General features: G+C 66.1%; 23 protein-coding genes. 10 read left to right on the top strand and 13 right to left on the bottom strand.

Annotation, left to right across the window (positions count from 1 at the left end):
- Window positions 1–5: 5 nt before the first annotated feature.
- From BN4346_RS30080 to infA, 6 genes are all read right to left on the bottom strand, one after another.
- Window positions 6–1,049, bottom strand: coding sequence for a DNA-directed RNA polymerase subunit alpha (locus BN4346_RS30080; RefSeq protein ID WP_019738182.1), 1,044 nt, complete (start codon window positions 1,047–1,049; stop codon window positions 6–8).
- A gap of 72 nt (window positions 1,050–1,121) precedes the next feature.
- Window positions 1,122–1,727: a 30S ribosomal protein S4 gene (rpsD, locus tag BN4346_RS30075; RefSeq protein WP_067969888.1), complete on the bottom strand. Its 606-nt coding sequence runs from the start codon at window positions 1,725–1,727 to the stop codon at window positions 1,122–1,124.
- A gap of 15 nt (window positions 1,728–1,742) precedes the next feature.
- A complete protein-coding gene (gene rpsK, locus BN4346_RS30070) occupies window positions 1,743–2,153 on the bottom strand; it encodes a 30S ribosomal protein S11 (protein ID WP_046189661.1) in 411 nt (136 codons plus the stop codon).
- A 5-nt stretch (window positions 2,154–2,158) separates the two neighbouring features.
- Window positions 2,159–2,533 carry a 30S ribosomal protein S13 gene (rpsM, locus tag BN4346_RS30065; RefSeq protein ID WP_024443769.1) on the bottom strand — a complete coding sequence of 125 codons (375 nt, stop codon included), beginning with the start codon at window positions 2,531–2,533 and terminating at the stop codon, window positions 2,159–2,161.
- Between the two features lie 176 nt (window positions 2,534–2,709).
- Window positions 2,710–2,823 carry a 50S ribosomal protein L36 gene (gene rpmJ, locus BN4346_RS30060; protein WP_003879483.1) on the bottom strand — a complete coding sequence of 38 codons (114 nt, stop codon included), beginning with the start codon at window positions 2,821–2,823 and terminating at the stop codon, window positions 2,710–2,712.
- Between the two features lie 56 nt (window positions 2,824–2,879).
- Complete coding sequence (gene infA, locus BN4346_RS30055) at window positions 2,880–3,101, bottom strand: translation initiation factor IF-1 (RefSeq protein WP_003418601.1); 222 nt, start codon at window positions 3,099–3,101, stop codon at window positions 2,880–2,882.
- A gap of 270 nt (window positions 3,102–3,371) precedes the next feature.
- On the opposite strand from infA, the gene BN4346_RS30050 reads away from it, so the two are divergent.
- The 3 genes from BN4346_RS30050 (at window position 3,372) to rfbC (ending at window position 5,903) form a co-directional block, all read left to right on the top strand.
- Window positions 3,372–4,229: an LLM class F420-dependent oxidoreductase gene (locus tag BN4346_RS30050; RefSeq protein WP_067969884.1), complete on the top strand. Its 858-nt coding sequence runs from the start codon at window positions 3,372–3,374 to the stop codon at window positions 4,227–4,229.
- Between the two features lie 98 nt (window positions 4,230–4,327).
- On the top strand, window positions 4,328–5,335 hold the full coding sequence (rfbB, locus tag BN4346_RS30045) for a dTDP-glucose 4,6-dehydratase (protein ID WP_067969882.1): 1,008 nt from the start codon (window positions 4,328–4,330) through the stop codon (window positions 5,333–5,335).
- A gap of 1 nt (window position 5,336) precedes the next feature.
- Window positions 5,337–5,903: a dTDP-4-dehydrorhamnose 3,5-epimerase gene (gene rfbC, locus BN4346_RS30040; RefSeq protein ID WP_067969878.1), complete on the top strand. Its 567-nt coding sequence runs from the start codon at window positions 5,337–5,339 to the stop codon at window positions 5,901–5,903.
- Between the two features lie 6 nt (window positions 5,904–5,909).
- Here the strand turns inward: rfbC and BN4346_RS30035 are convergent, their stop codons facing one another.
- Window positions 5,910–6,872: a hypothetical protein gene (locus tag BN4346_RS30035; RefSeq protein ID WP_067969875.1), complete on the bottom strand. Its 963-nt coding sequence runs from the start codon at window positions 6,870–6,872 to the stop codon at window positions 5,910–5,912.
- Window positions 6,873–7,086: 214 nt separating this feature from the next.
- Here BN4346_RS30035 and BN4346_RS48060 point away from each other — a divergent pair, with 214 nt between their 5' ends.
- The 7 genes from BN4346_RS48060 (at window position 7,087) to BN4346_RS30000 (ending at window position 13,191) form a co-directional block, all read left to right on the top strand.
- A complete protein-coding gene (locus BN4346_RS48060) occupies window positions 7,087–7,284 on the top strand; it encodes a hypothetical protein (RefSeq protein ID WP_067969874.1) in 198 nt (65 codons plus the stop codon).
- Between the two features lie 8 nt (window positions 7,285–7,292).
- Window positions 7,293–8,732: a carotenoid oxygenase family protein gene (locus BN4346_RS30025; RefSeq protein ID WP_235653565.1), complete on the top strand. Its 1,440-nt coding sequence runs from the start codon at window positions 7,293–7,295 to the stop codon at window positions 8,730–8,732.
- Between the two features lie 161 nt (window positions 8,733–8,893).
- The gene (locus BN4346_RS30020; RefSeq protein WP_067969871.1) at window positions 8,894–10,414 is read left to right on the top strand and encodes a CoA-acylating methylmalonate-semialdehyde dehydrogenase; all 1,521 of its coding nucleotides are present in this window, start codon (window positions 8,894–8,896) and stop codon (window positions 10,412–10,414) included.
- 5 nt (window positions 10,415–10,419) lie between these two features.
- Window positions 10,420–11,583 (top strand): isobutyryl-CoA dehydrogenase, encoded by a 1,164-nt coding sequence (locus BN4346_RS30015; RefSeq protein WP_067969868.1) that lies wholly within the window; start codon window positions 10,420–10,422, stop codon window positions 11,581–11,583.
- Between the two features lie 21 nt (window positions 11,584–11,604).
- On the top strand, window positions 11,605–12,480 hold the full coding sequence (gene mmsB, locus BN4346_RS30010) for a 3-hydroxyisobutyrate dehydrogenase (protein WP_067969865.1): 876 nt from the start codon (window positions 11,605–11,607) through the stop codon (window positions 12,478–12,480).
- Between the two features lie 70 nt (window positions 12,481–12,550).
- Window positions 12,551–12,778 (top strand): ribbon-helix-helix domain-containing protein, encoded by a 228-nt coding sequence (locus tag BN4346_RS30005; protein WP_235653564.1) that lies wholly within the window; start codon window positions 12,551–12,553, stop codon window positions 12,776–12,778.
- Window positions 12,775–13,191: a type II toxin-antitoxin system VapC family toxin gene (locus BN4346_RS30000; RefSeq protein ID WP_067969863.1), complete on the top strand. Its 417-nt coding sequence runs from the start codon at window positions 12,775–12,777 to the stop codon at window positions 13,189–13,191. The genes BN4346_RS30005 and BN4346_RS30000 overlap by 4 nt, the downstream gene beginning before the upstream one ends.
- Window positions 13,192–13,422: 231 nt before the next feature.
- Here BN4346_RS30000 and BN4346_RS29995 read toward each other — a convergent pair whose 3' ends face one another.
- The 6 genes from BN4346_RS29995 to BN4346_RS29970 all read right to left on the bottom strand — a co-directional run bounded on the left by BN4346_RS29995 (window position 13,423) and on the right by BN4346_RS29970 (window position 21,095).
- Entirely contained in the window at window positions 13,423–15,237 is a 1,815-nt protein-coding gene (locus tag BN4346_RS29995; protein WP_235653563.1) for a fatty acyl-AMP ligase, read from the bottom strand.
- Entirely contained in the window at window positions 15,224–15,895 is a 672-nt protein-coding gene (locus BN4346_RS49470; protein ID WP_067969860.1) for an AMP-binding protein, read from the bottom strand. The genes BN4346_RS29995 and BN4346_RS49470 overlap by 14 nt, the downstream gene beginning before the upstream one ends.
- A 198-nt stretch (window positions 15,896–16,093) precedes the next feature.
- Entirely contained in the window at window positions 16,094–17,947 is a 1,854-nt protein-coding gene (locus BN4346_RS49675) for a PGRS repeat-containing protein (RefSeq protein WP_067969857.1), read from the bottom strand.
- A gap of 110 nt (window positions 17,948–18,057) precedes the next feature.
- Window positions 18,058–19,155: an outer membrane porin GjpA gene (gene gjpA, locus BN4346_RS29980; protein ID WP_154677557.1), complete on the bottom strand. Its 1,098-nt coding sequence runs from the start codon at window positions 19,153–19,155 to the stop codon at window positions 18,058–18,060.
- Window positions 19,156–19,839: 684 nt separating this feature from the next.
- Complete coding sequence (locus BN4346_RS29975; protein WP_067970027.1) at window positions 19,840–20,496, bottom strand: L,D-transpeptidase family protein; 657 nt, start codon at window positions 20,494–20,496, stop codon at window positions 19,840–19,842.
- Between the two features lie 71 nt (window positions 20,497–20,567).
- Window positions 20,568–21,095, bottom strand: coding sequence for an HAD family hydrolase (locus BN4346_RS29970; RefSeq protein ID WP_067969851.1), 528 nt, complete (start codon window positions 21,093–21,095; stop codon window positions 20,568–20,570).
- Window positions 21,096–21,183: the final 88 nt, after the last annotated feature.

Raw genomic sequence — 21,183 nt, 5'->3', positions numbered from 1 at the left:
GGGCGTTAAAGCTGCTCGGTTTCGGCGTAGTCCTGCTCGTCATAACCGGCATCGGCCGACCAGGTGCCGGTGGCAACGTCGTAGCCCGCCACCTGCGACGGGTCGAAGCTGGCCGGGCTGTCCTTGAGCGACAGGCCGAGCTGGTGCAGCTTGACCTTGACCTCGTCGATGGACTTCTGACCGAAGTTGCGGATGTCGAGCAAGTCGGACTCGGTGCGAGCGACCAACTCCCCGACCGTGTGCACACCCTCACGCTTGAGGCAGTTGTAGGACCGCACGGTCAGGTCCAGGTCGTCGATCGGCAGCGCGAACGACGCGATGTGGTCCGCTTCGGCCGGCGACGGCCCGATCTCGATGCCCTCGGCCTCGACGTTCAGTTCCCGCGCGAGCCCGAACAGCTCAACCAGGGTCTTACCGGCCGAGGCCAGCGCGTCCCGCGGGCTGATGGAGTTCTTGGTCTCCACGTCCAGCACCAGCTTGTCGAAGTCGGTGCGCTGCTCGACACGGGTGGCCTCAACCTTGTAGGTCACCTTGAGCACCGGAGAGTAGATCGAGTCGACCGGGATGCGGCCGATCTCGGCGCCCGACACCTTGTTCTGCACGGCCGGGACGTAACCGCGGCCGCGCTCGACGATCAGCTCGACCTCGAGCTTGCCCTTGTCGTTCAGGGTGGCGATGTGCATGTCGGGGTTGTGCACCGTCACGCCCGCCGGCGGAACGATGTCACCAGCGGTGACCGCTCCCGGGCCCTGCTTGCGCAGGTACATGGTGACCGGCTCGTCCTCTTCGGACGAGACCACCAGGCCCTTGAGGTTCAGGATGATGTCGGTGACATCCTCCTTGACGCCGGGGACCGTGGTGAACTCGTGCAGCACACCGTCGATGCGGATGCTGGTGACCGCCGCGCCGGGGATCGACGACAGCAGGGTGCGACGAAGCGAGTTGCCCAGGGTGTAACCGAATCCCGGCTCCAGCGGTTCGATGACGAACTGCGACCGGTTGTCGGCCACGACCTCTTCGGACAGGGTCGGACGCTGCGAGATCAGCATGGTGTTCTTTCTCCTTCTGGCACCCGCTATTTGATGCCGTTTGGGGGACTCGGGGTCGGACCCCGAGTTGTCTTACTTCGAGTAAAACTCGACGATCAGCTGCTCGGTGAGCGGGACGACGATCTGCGCACGCTCGGGCAGCTGGTGGACCAGGATGCGCTGCCGCTCCCCGACCACCTGCAGCCAACCCGGGATCGGACGGTCGCCGGCGATCTCGCGGGCGATCTGGAACGGCACCGTGTTGAGCGACTTGTCCTTGACGTCGATGATGTCGTACTGCGACACCTGGTAGCTGGGCACATCGACCTTCACACCGTTGACGGTGAAGTGGCCGTGGCTGACCAGCTGACGGGCCATCCGACGGGTGCGGGCCAGGCCGGCGCGGTAAACCACGTTGTCCAGCCGGCTCTCCAGGATGCGCAGCAGTTCCTCGCCGGTCTTGCCGCCGCGACGGACAGCTTCCTCGTAGTAGCGACGGAACTGCTTCTCCATCACGCCGTAGGTGAAGCGAGCCTTCTGCTTCTCCTGCAACTGCAGTCGGTATTCGCTTTCCTTGACCCGGGCGCGGCCGTGCTGGCCGGGCGGGTAGGGCCGCTTTTCAAATGCCTGGTCGCCGCCGATGAGGTCGACGCCCAGACGGCGGGACTTGCGGGTGGCGGGTCCGGTGTAACGAGCCATGTTGTTTCAGTCCTCCTAGACCCGACGCCGCTTGGGCGGACGGCAGCCGTTGTGCGGCTGCGGGGTGACATCGGAAATCGCGCCGACCTCGAGGCCGGCGGCCTGCAGCGAGCGGATCGCGGTCTCACGACCCGAACCCGGGCCCTTGACGAACACGTCGACCTTCTTCACGCCGTGCTCCTGCGCCTTGCGGGCAGCGTTCTCGGCGGCCAGCTGCGCGGCGAACGGGGTGGACTTACGCGAGCCCTTGAAGCCCACGTGGCCCGACGACGCCCACGCGATCACGTTGCCCTGCGGGTCGGTGATCGTCACGATCGTGTTGTTGAAGGTGCTCTTGATGTGAGCGGCACCATGCGGAATGTTCTTCTTTTCCCGCCGGCGGGTCTTCTGACCCTTCTTGGGGCCGGTCGCTTTCTTCGGTGGCATGACGATTACCTGGCCTTCTTCTTACCGGCGATGGTGCGCTTCGGGCCCTTACGGGTGCGCGCGTTGGTCTTGGTCCGCTGGCCGCGCACCGGCAGACCGCGACGGTGCCGCAGACCCTGGTAGCAGCCGATCTCAATCTTGCGACGGATGTCTGCCTGCACCTCGCGGCGCAGGTCGCCCTCAACCTTCAGGTTGCGCTCGATGTAGTCACGCAACTGGGTGAGCTGGTCGTCAGTCAGGTCCTTGCTGCGCTGGTCCTTGTCGATACCGGTCGCGGCCAGGATTTCGTTGGAGCGAGTACGGCCGATGCCGTAGATATAGGTCAGCGCGATCTCCATGCGCTTATCGCGCGGCAGGTCGACGCCTACAAGTCGAGCCATGGGGGCATGCCCCTTTCATCTTCGTTACGGAGGTTGTGATCCCAGCCCGTTCCCGGCCAACCGCTCCGGGGCCCGGCCTCCGATCCGGGCGTGTGTGGGCGGCCTATCCGCTCACTGGTACTGGGAGGTCTGCATTCAGTTGTGGCTGGTGCCCGGCTACGCCGGGCCGGCGACTGCTAGCCCTGGCGCTGCTTGTGGCGCGGGTCCGAGCAGATCACCATGACCCGGCCGTGCCGACGGATCACCCTGCACTTGTCGCAGATCGGCTTGACGCTGGGGTTCACCTTCACGGCTGCTGTGGTCCTGTTCTAATCGCTGGTTGACGTACTTCGACGGCGGTCGGGAGCTACTTGTACCGGTAGACGATGCGTCCGCGGGACAGGTCATACGGAGACAACTCCACGACCACCCGGTCTTCGGGGAGGATGCGGATGTAGTGCTGCCGCATCTTGCCGCTGATGTGGGCGAGCACCTTGTGACCGTTCTCCAGCTCAATGCGAAACATCGCATTGGGCAGGGGTTCGACCACTCGACCCTCGACCTCGATTGCACCGTCTTTTTTGGCCATTACTCTCCGGCGATCCTCCGTGTCTGACTTACTTGTCGCGTGTGCATGCGCCCGCCAAGGCGCAGCATCGACTACGACTGCAAAACGTGGGCCGGTGAGACGAAATTCCAGGTAGAGCCCCTAAGAATTTCAGACTGGGCACGCAAGAGTCGACGCGGACGCCGCACCGTCGACCTACGATACCCGCATCCGCCTCCCACACCAAAAACGCCGCCTTCGCACGCGGCAACGGCATGCCACCGAGTAACTGCGACGAGCACAGGAGTCACGATGTCGGACACGTTGGCACTCAAGCCCGACCTGGGCCGCTACGCGGTGTGGACTTTTGGCTCCCCCACTCCTGAGCAGGCCGCCGAGATCGAACGCCTGGGCTACGGCGCAATCTGGGTGGGCGGCTCGCCGGCCGCTGACCTGGCGTTTGTCGAGCCGCTACTGGCGGCGACTTCGACCCTGCAGGTGGCCACCGGGATCGTCAACATCTGGTCCGCACCGGCCGGGCAGGTAGCCGAGTCCTACCATCGCATCGAATCCGCCTACCCGGACCGGTTCCTGCTCGGCATCGGGGTCGGTCACCCCGAGGCCACCGCCGAGTACCGCAGCCCCTATGGCGCCCTGACCGACTACCTGGACGCCCTTGACGAGGCCGCGGTGCCGACCAGCCGCCGCGTGCTGGCAGCACTGGGACCCAAGGTGTTGCAGTTGGCGGCGGAGCGAAGCGCCGGGGCACACCCCTACCTGACCACTCCCGAGCACACCGCCAGTGCGCGCGAGCTGGTCGGCCCGTCGGTGTTCCTGGCCCCCGAAAACAAGGTGGTGTTGTCCACGGATGCCACCGCGGCCCGCGAGGCCGGACGCGAGGCGGTCGGCTTCTACCTGCGGCTGTCCAACTACGTCAACAACTGGCGCAGGTTGGGCTTCAGCGACCGCGATGTGCGGGCGCCGGGCAGTGACCGGTTGATCGATGCGGTGGTGGCGCACGGCACCGCCGACCAGATCGCTGCCCGCCTGGGCGAGCACGTGGAAGCCGGCGCGGATCAGGTGGCCATCCAGGTGCTGGGTGGCTGGCAGAACCTGCTTCCGGCATTGACCGAGCTGGCCGGTCCACTCGGGTTGACGCCGCAAAGCTGAGCCCGAGTGGGAATCTCACGACGCGACGCGCTGGTCGGCGTCGTGGATTTCCCGCTGGCGGGCACTACACCGCTGGTGCCACCGTTAGGGTTGGCCCCATGCATCTGCTGGTCACTGGTGGCGCCGGGTTCATCGGCGCCAACTTCGTGCACAGCACACTCGCGCAGCGCCCCGGCACCACGATCACCGTGCTGGACGCGTTGACCTACGCCGGCAGCCGCGAATCCCTCGACGATGTCGCCGATCGGATTCGGCTGGTGCAGGGCGACGTCACCGATGCCGCGCTGGTCACCGCGCTGGTCGCCGAGCTCGACCCCAATACCGACGCGGTGGTGCACTTCGCCGCCGAAACCCACGTGGACAACGCGCTGGCCGACCCGGGGCCGTTCCTGCGGTCCAACGTGATCGGCACCTTCACCGTGCTGGAAGCGGTGCGCGCCCACGGGGTACGGCTGCACCACATCTCCACGGACGAGGTCTACGGCGATCTGGCCCTCGACGACCCGCGCCGGTTCACCGAGACGACGCCCTATCACCCGTCCAGCCCGTACTCATCGACCAAGGCCGCCGCAGACCTGCTGGTGCACTCCTGGGTGCGCTCCTTTCGTGTGCGCGCGACCATCTCGAACTGCTCGAACAACTACGGGCCGTATCAGCACGTGGAGAAGTTCATCCCGCGCCAGATCACCAACCTGCTCACCGGACGCCGGGCCAAGCTCTACGGCAGCGGCGCCAACGTCCGCGACTGGATACACGTCGACGACCACAACAGCGCCGTCTGGCAGATCATGACCAGCGGCCATATCGGGCGCACCTACCTGATCGGCGCCGATGGGGAGCGTGACAATCGCAGTGTGCTGCAGACCATCCTGCGGTTGATGGATCACGACCCCGACGACTTCGACCACGTCTCCGACCGACCCGGCCACGACCTGCGCTATGCGATCGACCCGTCGGCGTTGCGCGACGAACTGGGCTGGAAACCCAACCACACCGACTTCGAGGCCGGCCTGCGCGAGACCATCAACTGGTACCGCGCCAACGAATCCTGGTGGGCACCAATGAAAGAGGCCGCCGAGGCCCGCTACGCGACGCTGGGATGCTGACGTGGACGCGCGCGAGCTGACCATCCCGGGGGCATGGGAGATCACCCCGACTCAGCACACCGATTCCCGCGGTGTGTTCTTCGAGTGGTTCACCGACCGCGAATTCACGGCGTTCGCCGGGCACCGATTCGACCTGCGCCAGGCCAACTGTTCGGTGTCGAGCGCCGGGGTGCTGCGCGGTCTGCACTTCGCCCAGGCGCCGCCCGGGCAGGCCAAGTACGTCACCTGCGTGTCGGGCTCGGTGTTCGATGTCGTCGTCGACATCCGGGTCGGCTCACCGACCTACGGCCACTGGGATGCGGTGCTGCTGGACGCCCTGGGCCGTAGGTCGGTGTATCTCGCTGCCGGTCTGGCGCATGGATTTCTTGCGCTGCAGGATAATTCGACGGTGATGTACCTGTGCTCGGCCGAATACGACCCGCAGCGCGAGCACACCATCTGCGCCACGGACCCGGCGATCGGCATCGACTGGCCGGCCGATCATCCGCTGACGCTCTCCGAGCGGGACGCCCAGGCGCCGTCGCTGGCCGACGCTCGATCCGCCGGACTGCTACCCATCTGGGAATGAGTCGGATCAGCTCAGCAAGGCCCAGAGCGCATCGAGTCCGGCCGTGGCGTCGAGGCTCGCCGCAGCATCGCCCGGGTCAGCGGCAGTGCCGTTGAGCGCGTCGGCGACCTGCTGCGGGATGGTGACAAACAGCTGGTCAAAGATGCCGCCGGCGGTGAGCAGGCCGGTGAACGTGCCCTCCTCGCCACCGGCCGGAGCTGCATAGCCGTTGAGGAACGCGTTCGCTACGGTCGCAGGCAAATTCGTCAACGCAGTCAACGCGCCGGTGGTGTCACCAGCCCGGAACAGGTCGTTGATGCCGTCGGCGGTCTGGATGGTCTGAAATATGGCGCCGATAGCGGGTGCCAGTACCGCGTTGGCCAGCCCGGCCCACAGCATGTAGTCGGCGAAGACATGAGCGGCGTCACCCATGTGGTGCAGGAAATCGGCGGGGATACCCGATGCGCCCGCAATGAATTCACCGCTACCCCAGAACTCGACCCGGTCGAAGAACGGCGCGGTGACGTTGAGCAAGTCGTACAGGAATTCCGCGTTGACCAGGCTGTACGCGCCGAACGCGTCACCGTTGTGAAGCATGTCGGCTACCTGCGGCAACACGTGCTCCAGGCCGAGCGCGTAGCCGTCGCCGCTCCAGATGCCCTGGACACCGGCCAGCGACTGCCCGATCTCATCCTTGATCATGTCGGCGTAACCGCCTTCAATGTGCGACCAGGCAGTCAGGTCCGCAAACGGGTGCGCCTCGAAACGGTCCCACAGCCCGTCGACGTTCCCTTTCGCGGCGCTCAGCATTTGGGACCAGTCCACGGTGGTCGAGTCGCTGAAGCTCGGTGTCGAATCGGCAACCAGCTGCGTCGCGAGTCGTTGCACCTCCACTGAAGCCGGCCTCAGCGGCTCTACGTTAGCCAGCCCGGCGCCGAGCACCGCCACGGCGGCGATCAGGGGCGAAACCGGGCGAAACGCTGTTCGCATATCGTCTCCTCGAGCTTTCTGTGCCATCGCCAATAAGGACGTATGGGTTGAACAGGAACCCCATAAGCTTTAGCACGCATCGCGAGTAATTAATAGGGTTGCCTAACCTAAGTTGCGATCATCACATCGGCTGGCGGCGGTAGCCTTGGTCACACACCCGCTCGCACCGAGGAACCTGCGCCGGCCGATGGAAGTTCTCAAAAGTCGAGTCGCCATGATTGGCAAGAGCACTGCCCTGCGCGACGATTGGATCATGCGTTCCGTGCTGGCCCGAGTGGGCGACTGCGCCCTGGTGTATGCGGCGATGCACACCGCCACGGCGACGGTTACGGCACAAGAGCATTCGTGCCTGATGGCCGGCAAGGCCGCCTGCGAGAAGCTGTTCGCCGCCGCGAGCCACCCCACCAGATAGGAGCGATTGTGACCAACACTGCCGGCGCCGACTTCGCCGCGTACACCCCGCTCTACGACGAATACGACTACACCATCGACGATTACGACGGCGCACTGCCCGAGGCGCTGCAGGGCACCCTGTACCGCAACGGTGCCGGCAAGCTCGACGCCGGCGGACAGGCGCTGGGTCACCTGTTCGACGGCGACGGGATGCTGTCGCTGTTCTCCATCGCCGACGGGTCGGTGCATTACCGCAACAGGTATGTGCGGACCAAGCATTACCGCAAATCGTTGACCTCCCGCGGTGCGCCCTATCGGGCGCTGGGCACCATGCGGCCCGGTGGAGTGCTCACCAATGCGCTGCGGTTTCCGGCCAACGTGGCCAACACCAGCGTGGTGATGCACGCCGGCAAGCTGCTGGCCCTGTGGGAAGGCGGCCCGCCCACCGAGCTCGATCCCGACACGCTCGACACCGTCGGCATCCACAATTTCGGCGGCGAGCTCAAGTGGCTGGGTGCGTTCTCCGCGCACCCCAAGTGGGACCCGGACACCAAGGAGATGTTCAACTTCGGCCTGGCGATGGTGCCGTTTCCGAAACTGATCTGCTACCGCGTCGACCGCCTGGGCACGTTGCACCGGCTGGGCCAGCTCAAGCTGCCCTTCGCGATGTTCAACCACGACATGGGCCTGACCAGCAAGCACCTGGTGTTCGCGATTCCGCCGCTGATCTTCCCGACGTCCAAGCTGATGGGCGCCGGCTTCGGGCTACGCAACTTCATCGACGCCATCGAGTACGACGCCTCGCGCGGCACCATGATCGGCCTGGTGCCACGCGACGGCGGCAAACCACGAGTGCTGCACACCGATCCGCTGCTGCACCTGCACCTGGCCAATACCTACGAGGACGGCACCGACACCATCGTGGAGCTGGTGCACTACGACTCGACGTGGGAGGAACTCAACGGTCAGCTCTCCAGCTTGAGCACCGACCGGGCCAGTGAGGTCGGTTCTTACGGCGGGACGTTGCTGCGACTGCGGATCACCAAATCCGACAAGGTCATTCACGAGCCGATAACCGACGTTCGCGGCGAGTTCCCGTCGTTCAACATCTTCCGGACCGGCCTGCCGAACCGCTATACCTATCTGTCCGCGGACGCCGACGGCAGTAAGTACCCGAATGCGGTGGCCAAAGTCGACAACACCACCGGTGCGGTGGTCACCCACCAGTTCCCGTACGGTCATCAGCCGCACGAGGCCGTGTTCGCGGCGCGCCCCGGCGGCACCGACGAAGACGACGGTTGGTTGTTGGTGGCCACCCAGGACGGCGTGAACAACCGCGCCGCCCTGGCCGTGTTGGACGCCAAGCACGTCGACGCCGGGCCGGTCTACACCGGCCGGCTGCGGCATCACCTGCCGCTGACCTTGCACGGCAGCTTCACCCCGCGGGTGGCACGCCCTACTCCGTGATCGCCGCGAAGTCCGGGGCGATCAGGGAAGACCGCGCTGCCGAACTGCCAGCCTCGCGACTCCTCACCCGAGACTCCCCGCCTCGCAATTACTAGGATGTCCTAGTATTCTGGAGTCGAGCCGATCCGGCTCAACCACTGAAATTGTCACGGGATGGCCGCATGAGCACACAGATTCCGCACTTCATCGATGGCCGCCGAGTGTCCGGCACGTCGCAGCGCAGCACGGACGTCTTCGACCCCAACACCGGCGAGGTGCAGGCCACCCTGCCGCTGGCCAACACCGCCGACGTCGACGCCGCGGTCACGTCGGCGGCCGCGGCCCAGCGCGAGTGGGCCGCCTACAACCCGCAGCGCCGGGCCCGGGTAATGATGCGCTTCATCGACCTGGTCAACACCCATGTCGACGAGCTGGCCGAGCTGCTCTCCCGCGAGCACGGCAAGACCCTCGAAGACGCGCGCGGCGACATTCAGCGCGGCATCGAGGTGATCGAGTTCTGCGTCGGCATCCCGCATCTTCTCAAGGGCGAGCACACCGAGGGCGCCGGCCCCGGCATCGACGTGTTCTCGCTGCGTCAACCGCTGGGCGTGGTCGCCGGGATCACCCCGTTCAACTTCCCGGCGATGATCCCGCTGTGGCAGGCCGGCCCGGCGCTGGCGTGCGGAAACGCGTTCATTCTCAAGCCTTCCGAGCGTGACCCGTCGGTACCGGTGCGCCTCGCCGAGCTGTTCGTCGAAGCCGGGCTGCCGCCGGGGGTGCTGCAGGTGGTGCACGGCGACAAAGAGGCCGTCGACGCCCTGCTGCACCACCGGGACGTTGCCGCGATCGGCTTCGTTGGCAGCTCCGACATCGCGCAGTACATCTACTCGACGGCCACCGCCAACGGCAAACGCGCCCAGTGCTTCGGCGGCGCCAAGAACCACATGATCGTGATGCCCGACGCCGACCTGGACCAGGCCGTCGACGCACTGATCGGCGCCGGCTACGGCAGTGCCGGCGAGCGCTGCATGGCAATCTCGGTGGCGGTGCCCGTCGGCGAGCAGACCGCCGAGCGGCTGCGGTCCCGGCTGGTGGAACGAATCAATAGCCTGCGGGTCGGCCACAGCCTGGACCCCAAGGCCGACTACGGGCCACTGGTCACTCGCGCCGCGCTGGACCGGGTCAACGATTACATCGGACAAGGGGTGGCCGCCGGCGCCGAGCTGGTGGTTGACGGCCGTGAACGGGCCAGTGACGAAACCCAATTCGGCGATGCCGATCTGACCGGCGGCTTCTTCTCCGGCCCGACGCTGTTCGACCGTGTCACCACCGACATGTCGATCTACACCGACGAGATCTTCGGTCCGGTGCTGTGCATCGTCCGGGCCCACGACTACGAAGAAGCCCTGCGGCTGCCCAGCGAGCACGAGTACGGCAACGGGGTGGCGATCTTCACCCGCGACGGCGACACCGCCCGCGACTTCACCTCCCGGGTGCAGGTCGGCATGGTCGGGGTGAACGTGCCGATTCCGGTGCCGGTGGCCTATCACACTTTCGGCGGCTGGAAGCGGTCCGGCTTCGGCGACCTCAACCAGCACGGCACGGCGTCCATCACCTTCTACACGAAGGTCAAGACCGTCACGCAGCGTTGGCCCTCGGGCATCAAGGACGGCGCTGAATTCCACATCCCCACCATGGAATAGAGCCGATGAACACGATCTTGAATGACGAAGAACGGGTGATCGTCGACACCGCGGCGGCGTTCGCCGACAAGCGGCTGGCCCCGTACGCGCTGGAATGGGATGCCACCCACCATTTTCCGGTTGAGGTGATGCGGGAGGCGGCCCAGCTGGGAATGGCGGCGATCTACTGCCGCGACGACGTCGGCGGCTCCGGGTTGCGCCGCCTGGACGGGGTGCGCATCTTCGAGCAGCTCGCCATCGCCGATCCGGTGATCGCGGCCTACCTGTCGATCCACAACATGTGCGCCTGGATGATCGACAGCTACGGCACCGAAGACCAGCGCAAGAGCTGGGTGCCGCGATTGGCGTCGATGGAGGTGGTGGCCAGTTACTGCCTCACCGAACCTGGGGCGGGCTCGGATGCCAGTGCCTTGAGCACGCGCGCGGTGCGCTCGGGTGACGATTACGTGCTCGACGGGGTCAAGCAGTTCATCTCCGGTGCCGGCGTCTCGGACGTCTATGTGGTGATGGCCCGAACCGGCAGTGACGGCCCTCGGGGCATCTCCACGTTCATCGTCGAAAAGGACACGCCAGGGCTGAGTTTCGGCGCCGCCGAGCAGAAGATGGGCTGGAACTCCCAGCCGACCGCGCAGGTGATCTTCGACGGCGTGCGGGTGCCGGCCGAGGCGATGCTCGGCGGTCCCGACGGAAGCGGCTCCGGTTTTGCTATTGCGATGAACGGCCTCAACGGCGGCCGGATCAATATCGCTGCCTGCTCGATGGGCGGCGGCCAGGCAGCGTTCGACAAGACCGGCAGCTACCTGGCCGATCGGACGGCATTCGGCAAGGCGCTGCTGGACGAACCGACGATCCGATTCACCCTCGCCGACATGGCCACCGCCCTGGAAACTTCGCGACTGCTGCTGTGGCGCGCGGCGACCGCACTGGACAACAACTCGCCCGACAAGGTCCAGCTGTGCGCGATGGCCAAGCGCTACGTCACCGACGCCTGCTTCGGGGTGGCCGACCAAGCGCTGCAGCTGCACGGCGGATACGGATATCTGCGCGAATACGGTCTGGAGAAAATCGTCCGGGATCTGCGGGTGCACCGCATCCTGGAGGGCACCAACGAGATCATGCGGCTGGTGATCGGCCGGGCCGAGGCGGCCCGCGTCCGCTCGGGTCAGTAACTCGCCGCCAAAGGAGCACAGATGGCAATCGTCGCGTTTCTCGGCTTGGGTCACATGGGTGGGCCGATGTCGGCGAACCTGGTCGCCGCCGGGCACACCGTGCGCGGCTTCGACCCGGTGCCGGCGGCCGCCGCGGCCGCCGAGCAGCACGGCGTGAGCATTCACGCCAGTGCCGCCGAGGCGGTGGCCGGGGCCGACGCGGTGGTGACCATGCTGCCGCACGGGGATGCGGTGAAGAGCTGCTATGCCGAAATCCTGCCCGCGGCCGGGCCGGACGCGTTGTTCATTGACAGCTCGACGATTTCGGTCGCCGACGCCCGCGAAGTACACGCCCTCGCCGCGTCCCATGGACTGGCCCAGCTCGACGCGCCGGTGTCCGGCGGGGTGACCGGTGCGGTCGCCGGGCGGCTGGCATTCATGGTCGGCGGCGAGGACACCGCCGTGGCGCGGGCCACCCCGGTGTTGGAACCGATGGCCGCCAAGATCATCCACTGCGGCGCGGCGGGCGCCGGCCAAGCCGCCAAGATCTGCAACAACATGGTGCTGGCCGTGCAGCAGGTGGCGGTCGCCGAGGCGTTCGTGCTGGCCGAAAAGCTGGGCCTAGCCGACCAAGCCCTGTTCGACGTGATGACCGGCGCCACCGGAAACTGCTGGGCACTGCACACCAACTGCCCGGTCCCGGGCCCGGTGCCCACCTCCCCGGCGAACCGGAATTTCGAGCCGGGTTTTGCCACCGCACTGATGAACAAGGATCTGGGCCTGGCGATGGACGCGGTCGCCTCGACCGGGTCCGCTGCTCCGCTGGGCAGCCATGCCGCCCAGATTTACCGCGACTTCGCCGCCGAACACGGCGCGCAGGACTTCAGCGCGGTGATCAACCTGCTGCGCGGCAGCTGAGCGCCCCGCCGGCCTGAACGATCACGCTTCTGGCCGGCGCGCGATGGACACCTTGGGTATGCTGGCATACATGAAACGGACGACGGTCAAGATCCCTGACGCGTTGGATGCTCGGCTGCGGCACGAGGCTAAGCGACGGAATTTGACCATCTCGGACGTTAGCCGTGAAGCGCTCGAGGCATACCTTGGCACGACCGGTGGCCGTCGGCGCCTCAACGCTGCGGCGGCCGGCCGTAGCGGTCGAAGCGATGTCTCCGAGCGTATCGAGGAGATCTTGGCTGCCGAGGTCGGACCATAGGGGCAATTGTTGTCGATGCGGGCCCGTTATATGCCTACGTCGACGCCGACGATGCTCACCATGCGGCGTCGCTGGAACTTCTACAGACCCATCCGGGTCCGTTGATCGTCCCGACACTCGTCATCACCGAGGTGGCCTATCTGCTGGGCACCCGACTGGGTGCCGAACCTGAGGTGCGATTCCTCGGCGACTTGGCCGACGGTGCGTTCGCCGTCGAACCAGTAGCCGCGGGAGATTGGCTGCGGATCGCTGAGCTTGTTGCGCGATACCGAGACCTGCCACTTGGCACCGTCGACGCCTCCGTGGTGACCACAGCAGAACGGTTGGGCATCAGTGAGATCGCGACCGTCGACCGCCGTCACTTCACCGTCGTCCGTCCGTGCCATACCGAGAACTTCACCGTTCTTCCGTGAATCCCCACACGCCCCCGAATGTTGCGTTGGCCTAGCGCGACGAATCCATGACCGCCCGCGAGCCGCTACGCCTGCACCTCGGTGAGTTCCCGGTTGAGCAGCGTGGTCATGCGTAACACGGTCGCCAGATAGTGCTGCCACGACTTGTGTTCGGCCAGATCCAATTCCGTTACTTTACAGGCATTTCGGCCGGTAAGGAAACCGGCCATCACGCCCGACGCTTTCCGCGGATCACGAGTGGCAGACCCGCTGCCGCCGGGCGGTGACGCCCTCGGTGAGTTCGACGACGTTGGCCTCCCGCGGCGTATGGGCTGGGCCCGGTGCGTGCCAGTGCGCGAGGGTGTCGAGGTCACCGTCGAGGTACTGCCATCGACAGGCGGCACGGCGGATCTCACCACTTGGGGTGGTGGGGAGTCCCATCGGTGCCACCAGCACGATCGAATCCGCTTGAACACCATAAGATTCGAGCAGTGCCGACTGGATCCTTGGCACCAGCGTAGCCAGTTCGGCTTCCCCGACCGGGCAGCTGACCTCTTGGACGACCACCAACTTTTCGGATTCGTCAGCGAACACCGCGCCACGCCCCGAAAGCAACACCGAATGACAGTCCTGCACTGTCGCTTCAAGAGCGTTCGGGTAGTAGTGCACCCCTCCCAGCACCACCAAATCCGGGCAGCGCCCGGTGATGAACAATTCCTCACCCCAAAGGAACCCCCGGTCCCCGGTGCGCAGAAACGGGCCCTCACCACTGCCGGCCAGGAACGCCTCAAAAATCCGATCCGTCTGAGCGGGTGCGCCCCAATAGCCTCGGGCGACGCCGGGCCCGCTGACCCAGATCTCGCCGACTTCATCGGGCCCACACTCCAGCCGAGTGTCGGGGTCAACGATCACCACCTGCTGGCGGGGACGCCCGCACCCCACCACGACGACCGCGCCTGGATCGTTCGCGTCGGCATCCAGCGCCCAACCCGATTGCAGCCCAATTTGATCCACGAGACGCACCACCGCTCGCTCGGATTGCGAACCACCGGCAACCACCAGGGTGGCCTCGGCCAACCCATACACCGGCAGGAACGCCTGCGCGCGAAACCCCGCCGTGGCGAACGCCTCGGCGAATGCCCCCATGGCGGCGGCCCGTACCGGCTGCACCTGCACCCCGGTGATCGCCGTGGACAGACACGACACATCCAACCCCGCACGCTGCGCCGGGGTACTGCGCTGCACACATAACCGGTAGGCGACATCGGGTGCCACGGTCACCGTGGCCCGGTATCGCGAGATCGCCTCCAGCCAGCGCATCGGCCGGGCAATAAACGCCGACGGCGCCATCAACACCGTGCTGGCGCCGGCATAGATTCCCGCCAACACCGCGCCGATCAACCCCAGCGGCTGATGCATCGGCAGCCACGACACCGCCACATCCCGCGAATCACCCCACCCCACCGCAGTAATCGCCTCCAGGTTGACCATCACATTCTCGTGGGTCAACACCACACCCCTCGGGCAGTGCGCCGACCCCGCTGAATACTGGATCAGCGCAATGCTGTCGGCGTCGACGGACGGTGCTACCCAGGCATCGGCATCACTATCAGTGGTAGAACACCAACGCACCGATCCGGCCAGCGCATCCACCGCCGACCTGACACTGCGCGGCAATTCCGGCGAGGCCACCGCGAAGCCCGGCTCCACATCGGCGATCACCGCCGACAATCGAGGCCCCACCCGCTGCGATATCGGCACCGGAACAGCTCCGGCATACCAGCACCCGAAAATGCCTGCAATACCGTCTAACCCGGGACCACACAGCACCAACACCCGGCACCCCGCAGCACCCACGTGTTGCAATGCCGCCCCGATCGCCCGCGCACAGCTATCCAACTCGCGATACGTCAACACGCAACCATCCCGGCCATCACCGTGATAGGAGAAGCTCAACGCCGCCTTCTCCCCATACCGCGCGGCCTGCTGCCGCGCCAACTCCACCAGGGTGTCCGCGGTCGGCACCGTGATGGGCGACCCGCTGTGGCCAGCGTTAGCCGATGCCACCGTTACCACCGCCCCCGCCCGCCCCGGCATTTCGCCGGGCCAACACCAAGTGCATGAGCTCAGCCATGTGTGCTTCTTCTGAGTTGGCGGGCGGGGCCGGCTGCAAGGGCCCATACCATTCGGCGACCGTTTCCAAACCACGGTCGAGGAACAACTGCCGGCAGGCACTGCGCTGGACCTTGCCGCTGGACGTGACGGGAATGCTCCTGGGCGGCACCAGAACCACCGAGACCGCTTGAATCCCATGGTGTTCGGCGAGTCCCGCCTGGATCGCGTCCACCATCGCGGCGCCAACCCGCTCACGCGCCGGCACCGCAATCGCACCGGCATACAGACAACCGAGATATCCGGTGATCGCATCCAGACTCGGGCGACAGAACACCAACACCCGCTGACCGGTCGCACCCTGCCGTTGCAGATGGGCCGCGAGCGCCCGCGCCCTCACGTCCAACTCGCGGAAGGTCAGCCGACTCTCGTCCTCGCCATCTCCGTTGTAAGAGAAGGCAAACGCCACCTTCTCGCCATACCGTTCGGCTTGGCGCTGCAAGAGGTCAACCAGGGTGTTCGCGGTGACCATAATCTCCTCACGCAGCTCGGAAACCCCGACGGCCGCCGGGCCCAGAGCGGACCCGACGACCGTGGCGGAGCGATCTCTCATGGTCGGTCTCAGGGAGTGATCTTTTGCCCGGGCTGGCCGGGCGTGCCATCGTTGCCGCCATCGCCGTCCTGGCCTGCAGGGCTGCCGGTTCCGGCCGCACCGCCAGCGCTGCCGGTACCGGCTGCCCCAGCAGCGCCGCCCCTCAGAGGCCCGTTACCGCCATTACCGCCATTACCGCCATTACCGCCAGCGGCACCGTTACCGCCCGATAGCGCCGGTAACCCCCCCAACGCCTTGACCGCCGGTACCGCCATTACCGCCATTACCCCCGTTGCCGGCGTTACCACTACCGCCGTCGCCCCCTGCACCACCGCTGTCCCCGGTGGCACCGCCGGCGCCACCGTTACCACCGTTACCGCCCTGGCTGGACAGGTTGAGGGTGTTCGTAGGTATCGGTGTGCTCCCTGTGCTGGCGCCACCTGCGCCGCCGTCACCGCCGAGCCCCGGGCTGTCCGCCAGGTCATTGCCGCCGTTACCGCCGTCACCGCCGTTACCGCCGGTGGCCGTACCGCTGCCCCCGCTACCCCCGGCACCGCCGGCTCCGTGGGGGCTATAGCCGCCCACACCGCCATTACCGCCCACGCTCACACCGGTGGTGGCGCCGTTGCCGCCGTTGCCGCCGTCACCTCCGGGAGACCCGGATCCACCGAAGATGGACCCACCGGCGCCGGCGTCGCCGCCGTTGCCGCCCACGCTGTAGACGGTGCCTGGGGCGCCGGTGAAGACGACACCATTGACGTCTTTCCAGCCGGTTCCGGTACCACCGCTACCGCCGTCACCACCGTGGCCACCGATCCCTGAGGCGGTAATGGCCGTGCCGCCACCACCGGCGCCACCGTTACCGCCGGCCGCGTACGTGCCGGCGAGCAGGCCACCGCCGGCACCGACCGTGCCATCGCCGCCGTTTCCGCCGTTGCCGCCGGTACCGCCGCTACCGACGCTGGTGGCACCGCCGGCCCCACCGGCACCGCCGCTACCGCCGAAGGTTTGGATGGTGGCGTCGGTGGTGCCGCCGTTACCGCCGTCACCACCGCTACCGCCGGCACCGGCGATCCCGCTGTTGCTGATGCCGCCGGCACCACCGGTGCCGCCGTTACCGGCCACGCCCTGAACGCCGACAGCACCGGAGGCGTCGCCGCCCCGACCGCCGGCCCCACCGACTGCACCGGCGTTGGCGTCAGTGGACGCACCGGAAGCACCACCGGTACCACCATTACCGCCCTGGGCGACGCCGGCACCGCCGTCACCGCCGGCACCGCCCAAGCCACCGGTGCCGTCGGCAGCATCAGCACCGGCACCACCGGTACCGCCGTTACCGCCGGCACTGCCGTTTCCGGTGCCGCCGTTGGCGAAGGTTCCGGCAACACCGTTAGCGCCGGCGCCGCCGATTCCGCCGTTGCCGAACAGCCAGCCCACCGCCATACCACCGTCGCCACCATTGCCCCCGGCAACATCGACGCCACCGGCACCACCGGCGCCACCGGCACCGCCATTGCCCATAAAGGTGGCACCGGCACCACCAGCACCGCCATCAGCGCCCAGACCCCCCGCGCCACCATCGCCGCCGTTGCCGAAGAACCCGAGGGCGGCCCCACCGTCACCGCCATTGACGCCGGCGATGTCACTGTTCCAGCCGGCGCCGCCGTCGCCGAACCACAAGCCGCCGTCGCCACCATTGGGATTGACCACGGTCCCGGCCGCACCGTCACCGATCAGATACATGCCGGCGAGGTCGTTGATGCCGTTGTTGACCATCTCACCGAACGGGTTGTTGATCCATGCCTCAAGAACACTGTGAATCGGGGTGTAGAACCACTGGTCGATGAAGCTCGTCATGTCGAAGCTCGACCCCAAGGCCGAGCCCGGATCGAGATCCAGTGGCAGCGCAGTATCGGCGGGGCTGAAAATGCCGGAGAGCCAGTCGAGATCGAACAGATCATCGGCGTCGGCCTGCGCACATGGCGCACTCGCCAACGGCGCCATCCCAAACGCTAAAAACGCGGCAACCACACTGCCTGCACCGGCCACCCGATGATGGCGCCGCGGTCCCATCGGACGAGCCTGGCTACTGATGTGGCAACGATTCATGTGCGAACACCTCTCCTGAGAAAAAAGTCTTTGTTGGCTAGTGGGAAGTTGTCGGTGGAGTTGACGCGCCCGGTCTAGGCGCCCAGACCGGTGAAAAAGTCAGACAGCACACTGGCGAAGTCCGTGGCCGCCGCACCGCCGGCGCCGACGCCGTCGGCCGGGAAAAAGTCGCTGAAGAAATCGCTGCCGGGCAGGGTGGGGAAGACGACATCAGAGCCCGGCGGAATGGCAGGCACATTTGGGCCGCCAACTATGACGTCCCAGTTGGAGCCCCAGCCGAGTTGGCTGGCGATGACCTGGTTCAGTCCCAGCCAGGCCCCCAGCGGACCGATCGGGTCGCTGTTAAGTTGCAGCGTGTTGATGGCCGGAACTCCGGTGAAGGTCAGGCCGACACTGTTGAAGATCGACCCACCGATCGCGGGCAACTGGCCGATGACATTGTCATCGGCGTCGACCACATTGAGTGGGGCCGCGGCGACGTTACCGCCGGGACTGAGCAGCCCACCGAACGCGATATCCAACTGGGTCATGGCCATGCCCGCGGGGAAAAGACCCAGACTGTTGATTGCCGGCGTCAGGCTGCTCAAATCCAGGGTGGCGCCGTTGAAAAAGGCGCCGGTCATGTTGGCCAGAGTCTGGTTCAGGCCGTCCCCGTCGGTGATGCTGTTCAGCAGCGCGACCCAGGGGCTGATGCCCGGACCTAACGCGCCCATGACGATGGCACTCATTGGTGAACCCAGAAAGTTGATGATCGGCGTGATCGACGCAGCCTGATCGGCCGGCAAGTAGCCCGGAATCTCACCGAACATCAGGATGTGACCGAAAGCTGGGGTGCCATCCATCGTCTGCCTAATGATGCTGGCCACGGTGTCGGGGTTGGCGTTCATCAGCGTGATCGCCGAGTCCACCGCCTTCCAGCTTTCCCGAAGCTCATCGGTGACCTGGGTGATGTTTGCCGGGTCGTCGATGATCTGCTGCGCGTAGCCGGAGAGATTGGCAATGAGCTGCTGCCACCCCACACCATTGTCAAAGGAGAAGGCGTTGAACAGCGTCGAGGCGTTGCCGGATGCCGTGTTGAACACGTCTTGCCAAGGCGCGAACAGATCGGACGAGGCGTCGCTGGCGATCAGCGCCACCTCACGAACCGTGGCGAGCCCAGGAAGGTGCCCCACACTCGGGGGCGAGGGGGTAAATACGACAAGGCTTAGTTAGGGAGGGGGACGCCCCCCCCCCCCGACGAATCACGACGTCGCGCGAGTACGCGTCGGTGTTGTGCTGACGAGTCATAGATGCTGCCCCTTCACTGTGGTCGGTGGATTCGCTGAGCGTCATGGCTGAGCCGAACCGCGCCGGACGGCCGACAGTGATGCCGGGTGCCAGGTGCACGATGCCTCCTCGGATGGTGTCGGCTCAGGTGTAGGCAAGTACAGCTGAGAGCCATTAACTTCTCCATGGCATCTTCTTAATTGGCCGGAATGGTCGATTTTGCCGCAATTCAGTGCGTGCACTATCGGTGCTGCTCAAGATGGATAGATCGACTGAAGTGGCAAACACATCGGATTGCGATGATCATTCAAACCGAAACGGCCACCCCAGTGGTCCTGAAACACGTTCCACACGCCGCAGATAGTTCGCTGAGGAATAGCTAATCTCTTGACGCTCAGTCGATTACTCGACCATATCTGTTAGCTGACTCGGCGATTTGCCGACTAGGCCTTGGTGCACGCTTCCGCGAGGGCCACCACATCGCGACTCAACCAAAACGGGACCACACCTGATCGCCGGTGAAGGATCCAGGCTGGTTCCCTCTCCGACAAAAGTCCTACCGCTTCGTCAGATTCCGCGGAGCCCGCCGCCTACTTCGCGATTGCCATCAGCGCGCCCGGCCGCAGCCAGCCGATGATCTTCACCAGCGTCGCGTCATCGATGGCCACGCAGCCCGCCGTCGGCCCGCCGTCGGTGGTGTGAAAGAAGTAGGCGGAGCCGTCACCGGGTGTGCGAGATTTGTTGACGCCGATGACCACCGCATGCCGGTACTGCGGGATGTTGAGGTTCTCGCTGACCGCCGTGTTGAACGGGCACTGGGCCTTCTTGCAGACCTGCATGGTGTTGTAGGTCGGACTGCCCGAGTCGCTGTCCCACCAATGGTCGGATCCGACCTGCACATACGGCAGGCCACCGCCGGGATTCGGAGCGGTGCCGAACGCCGAATCGAGCGTGTAGAACCCCATCGGGGTCGACGGCTCACCTTCCTTGGTCTCTCGGGTGATGCCCGCCGAACCCACATGTGCCGGAATCCCGGCCGCGACCGCTTCCCAGCCCGCGGCAGTCCGCTGGTAGACGTCGATCTTGGCGGTCGAATGCCCCACTCCGACAACCGAAACCACCTGGGTGGCATTGCCGACCGCATTCCCGAACCACGGTTCGACGACCGCCGCGGCCAGCGGCGCGGCCACCGAAGTCACGCCCATCACGCACAGCGCTACGCACAGCAGAACCACCAGTCGACGCACCACATCATGGTCGGTGACCGGAGGCGCCAGCGTCAAACAATGCGTGCGGCGCGGCGTAACCAGCGCCGAGATCAGCCCGCTTCGCGGCAGCTGAACCGGGCGACCACCCGCTGCGCCTGCAACTCCCGGCAGCCGTTGGCCAGCAGCCCGTCGTAGCGGGTGGAACCCGCGTAGATCACCGGCAGGCCGATCGCGGCTGCGGTGCGGGCCTCGTAGCCGGCGATCACCAGCGCCTCCCCGGCCACAATGCCCAGCTCCCACAGCGCCAGCCGGTAGAGCTCGGCGTCACCCGCGGGACCGGTCAGGTCGTCGGCGCTGACCACGGTCTCGGCCATGCCGTCACCGATCAGTTCCCGCACCCGCTCCTGCACCCAAGCACGCGGACCGGCGCCGACCACCGCTACCCAGAGGCCGCTGGCAAACAGGCTCAACACCAGGTCCACCAGGCCCGACCGGGGTTCACCGTCGGCGTCGGCAAGCGCATCGAGATCGAAGATCACCGCTTGCAGGGGGTATACCTCGGCATCCGGGTGCACCTGGTCCCACCAGAACGGGCGGCCCGGACCGGTCCATGTCGCGAGTTCAGTTGTGATCTGCATAACAGCTACCGTGCCGGAAACGGGCTCGGGTGTCCTCCCCCATTGGGGGGATCTGGGCGGGGTAATCAGCTCTTCGGGCCCACTGGAT

Source organism: Mycolicibacter icosiumassiliensis, assembly GCF_900078685.2.
Taxonomy (GTDB): Bacteria; Actinomycetota; Actinomycetes; order Mycobacteriales; family Mycobacteriaceae; genus Mycobacterium; species Mycobacterium icosiumassiliensis.
This window is presented reverse-complemented; position numbering and strand designations above follow the sequence as displayed.

Bases quoted from the DNA above. Each gene is read 5' to 3' on its own strand.
- BN4346_RS30080 (WP_019738182.1), bottom strand. From the start codon at position 1,049: ATGCTGATCTCGCAGCGTCCGACCCTGTCCGAAGAGGTCGTGGCCGAC.
- rpsD (WP_067969888.1), bottom strand. From the start codon at position 1,727: ATGGCTCGTTACACCGGACCCGCCACCCGCAAGTCCCGCCGTCTGGGC.
- rpsK (WP_046189661.1), bottom strand. From the start codon at position 2,153: ATGCCACCGAAGAAAGCGACCGGCCCCAAGAAGGGTCAGAAGACCCGC.
- rpsM (WP_024443769.1), bottom strand. From the start codon at position 2,533: ATGGCTCGACTTGTAGGCGTCGACCTGCCGCGCGATAAGCGCATGGAG.
- infA (WP_003418601.1), bottom strand. From the start codon at position 3,101: ATGGCCAAAAAAGACGGTGCAATCGAGGTCGAGGGTCGAGTGGTCGAA.
- BN4346_RS30050 (WP_067969884.1), top strand. From the start codon at position 3,372: ATGTCGGACACGTTGGCACTCAAGCCCGACCTGGGCCGCTACGCGGTG.
- rfbB (WP_067969882.1), top strand. From the start codon at position 4,328: ATGCATCTGCTGGTCACTGGTGGCGCCGGGTTCATCGGCGCCAACTTC.
- BN4346_RS30035 (WP_067969875.1), bottom strand. From the start codon at position 6,872: ATGCGAACAGCGTTTCGCCCGGTTTCGCCCCTGATCGCCGCCGTGGCG.
- BN4346_RS48060 (WP_067969874.1), top strand. From the start codon at position 7,087: ATGATTGGCAAGAGCACTGCCCTGCGCGACGATTGGATCATGCGTTCC.
- BN4346_RS30020 (WP_067969871.1), top strand. From the start codon at position 8,894: ATGAGCACACAGATTCCGCACTTCATCGATGGCCGCCGAGTGTCCGGC.
- BN4346_RS30015 (WP_067969868.1), top strand. From the start codon at position 10,420: ATGAACACGATCTTGAATGACGAAGAACGGGTGATCGTCGACACCGCG.
- mmsB (WP_067969865.1), top strand. From the start codon at position 11,605: ATGGCAATCGTCGCGTTTCTCGGCTTGGGTCACATGGGTGGGCCGATG.
- BN4346_RS30005 (WP_235653564.1), top strand. From the start codon at position 12,551: ATGAAACGGACGACGGTCAAGATCCCTGACGCGTTGGATGCTCGGCTG.
- BN4346_RS49470 (WP_067969860.1), bottom strand. From the start codon at position 15,895: ATGAGAGATCGCTCCGCCACGGTCGTCGGGTCCGCTCTGGGCCCGGCG.
- BN4346_RS49675 (WP_067969857.1), bottom strand. From the start codon at position 17,947: ATGGGACCGCGGCGCCATCATCGGGTGGCCGGTGCAGGCAGTGTGGTT.
- BN4346_RS29970 (WP_067969851.1), bottom strand. From the start codon at position 21,095: ATGCAGATCACAACTGAACTCGCGACATGGACCGGTCCGGGCCGCCCG.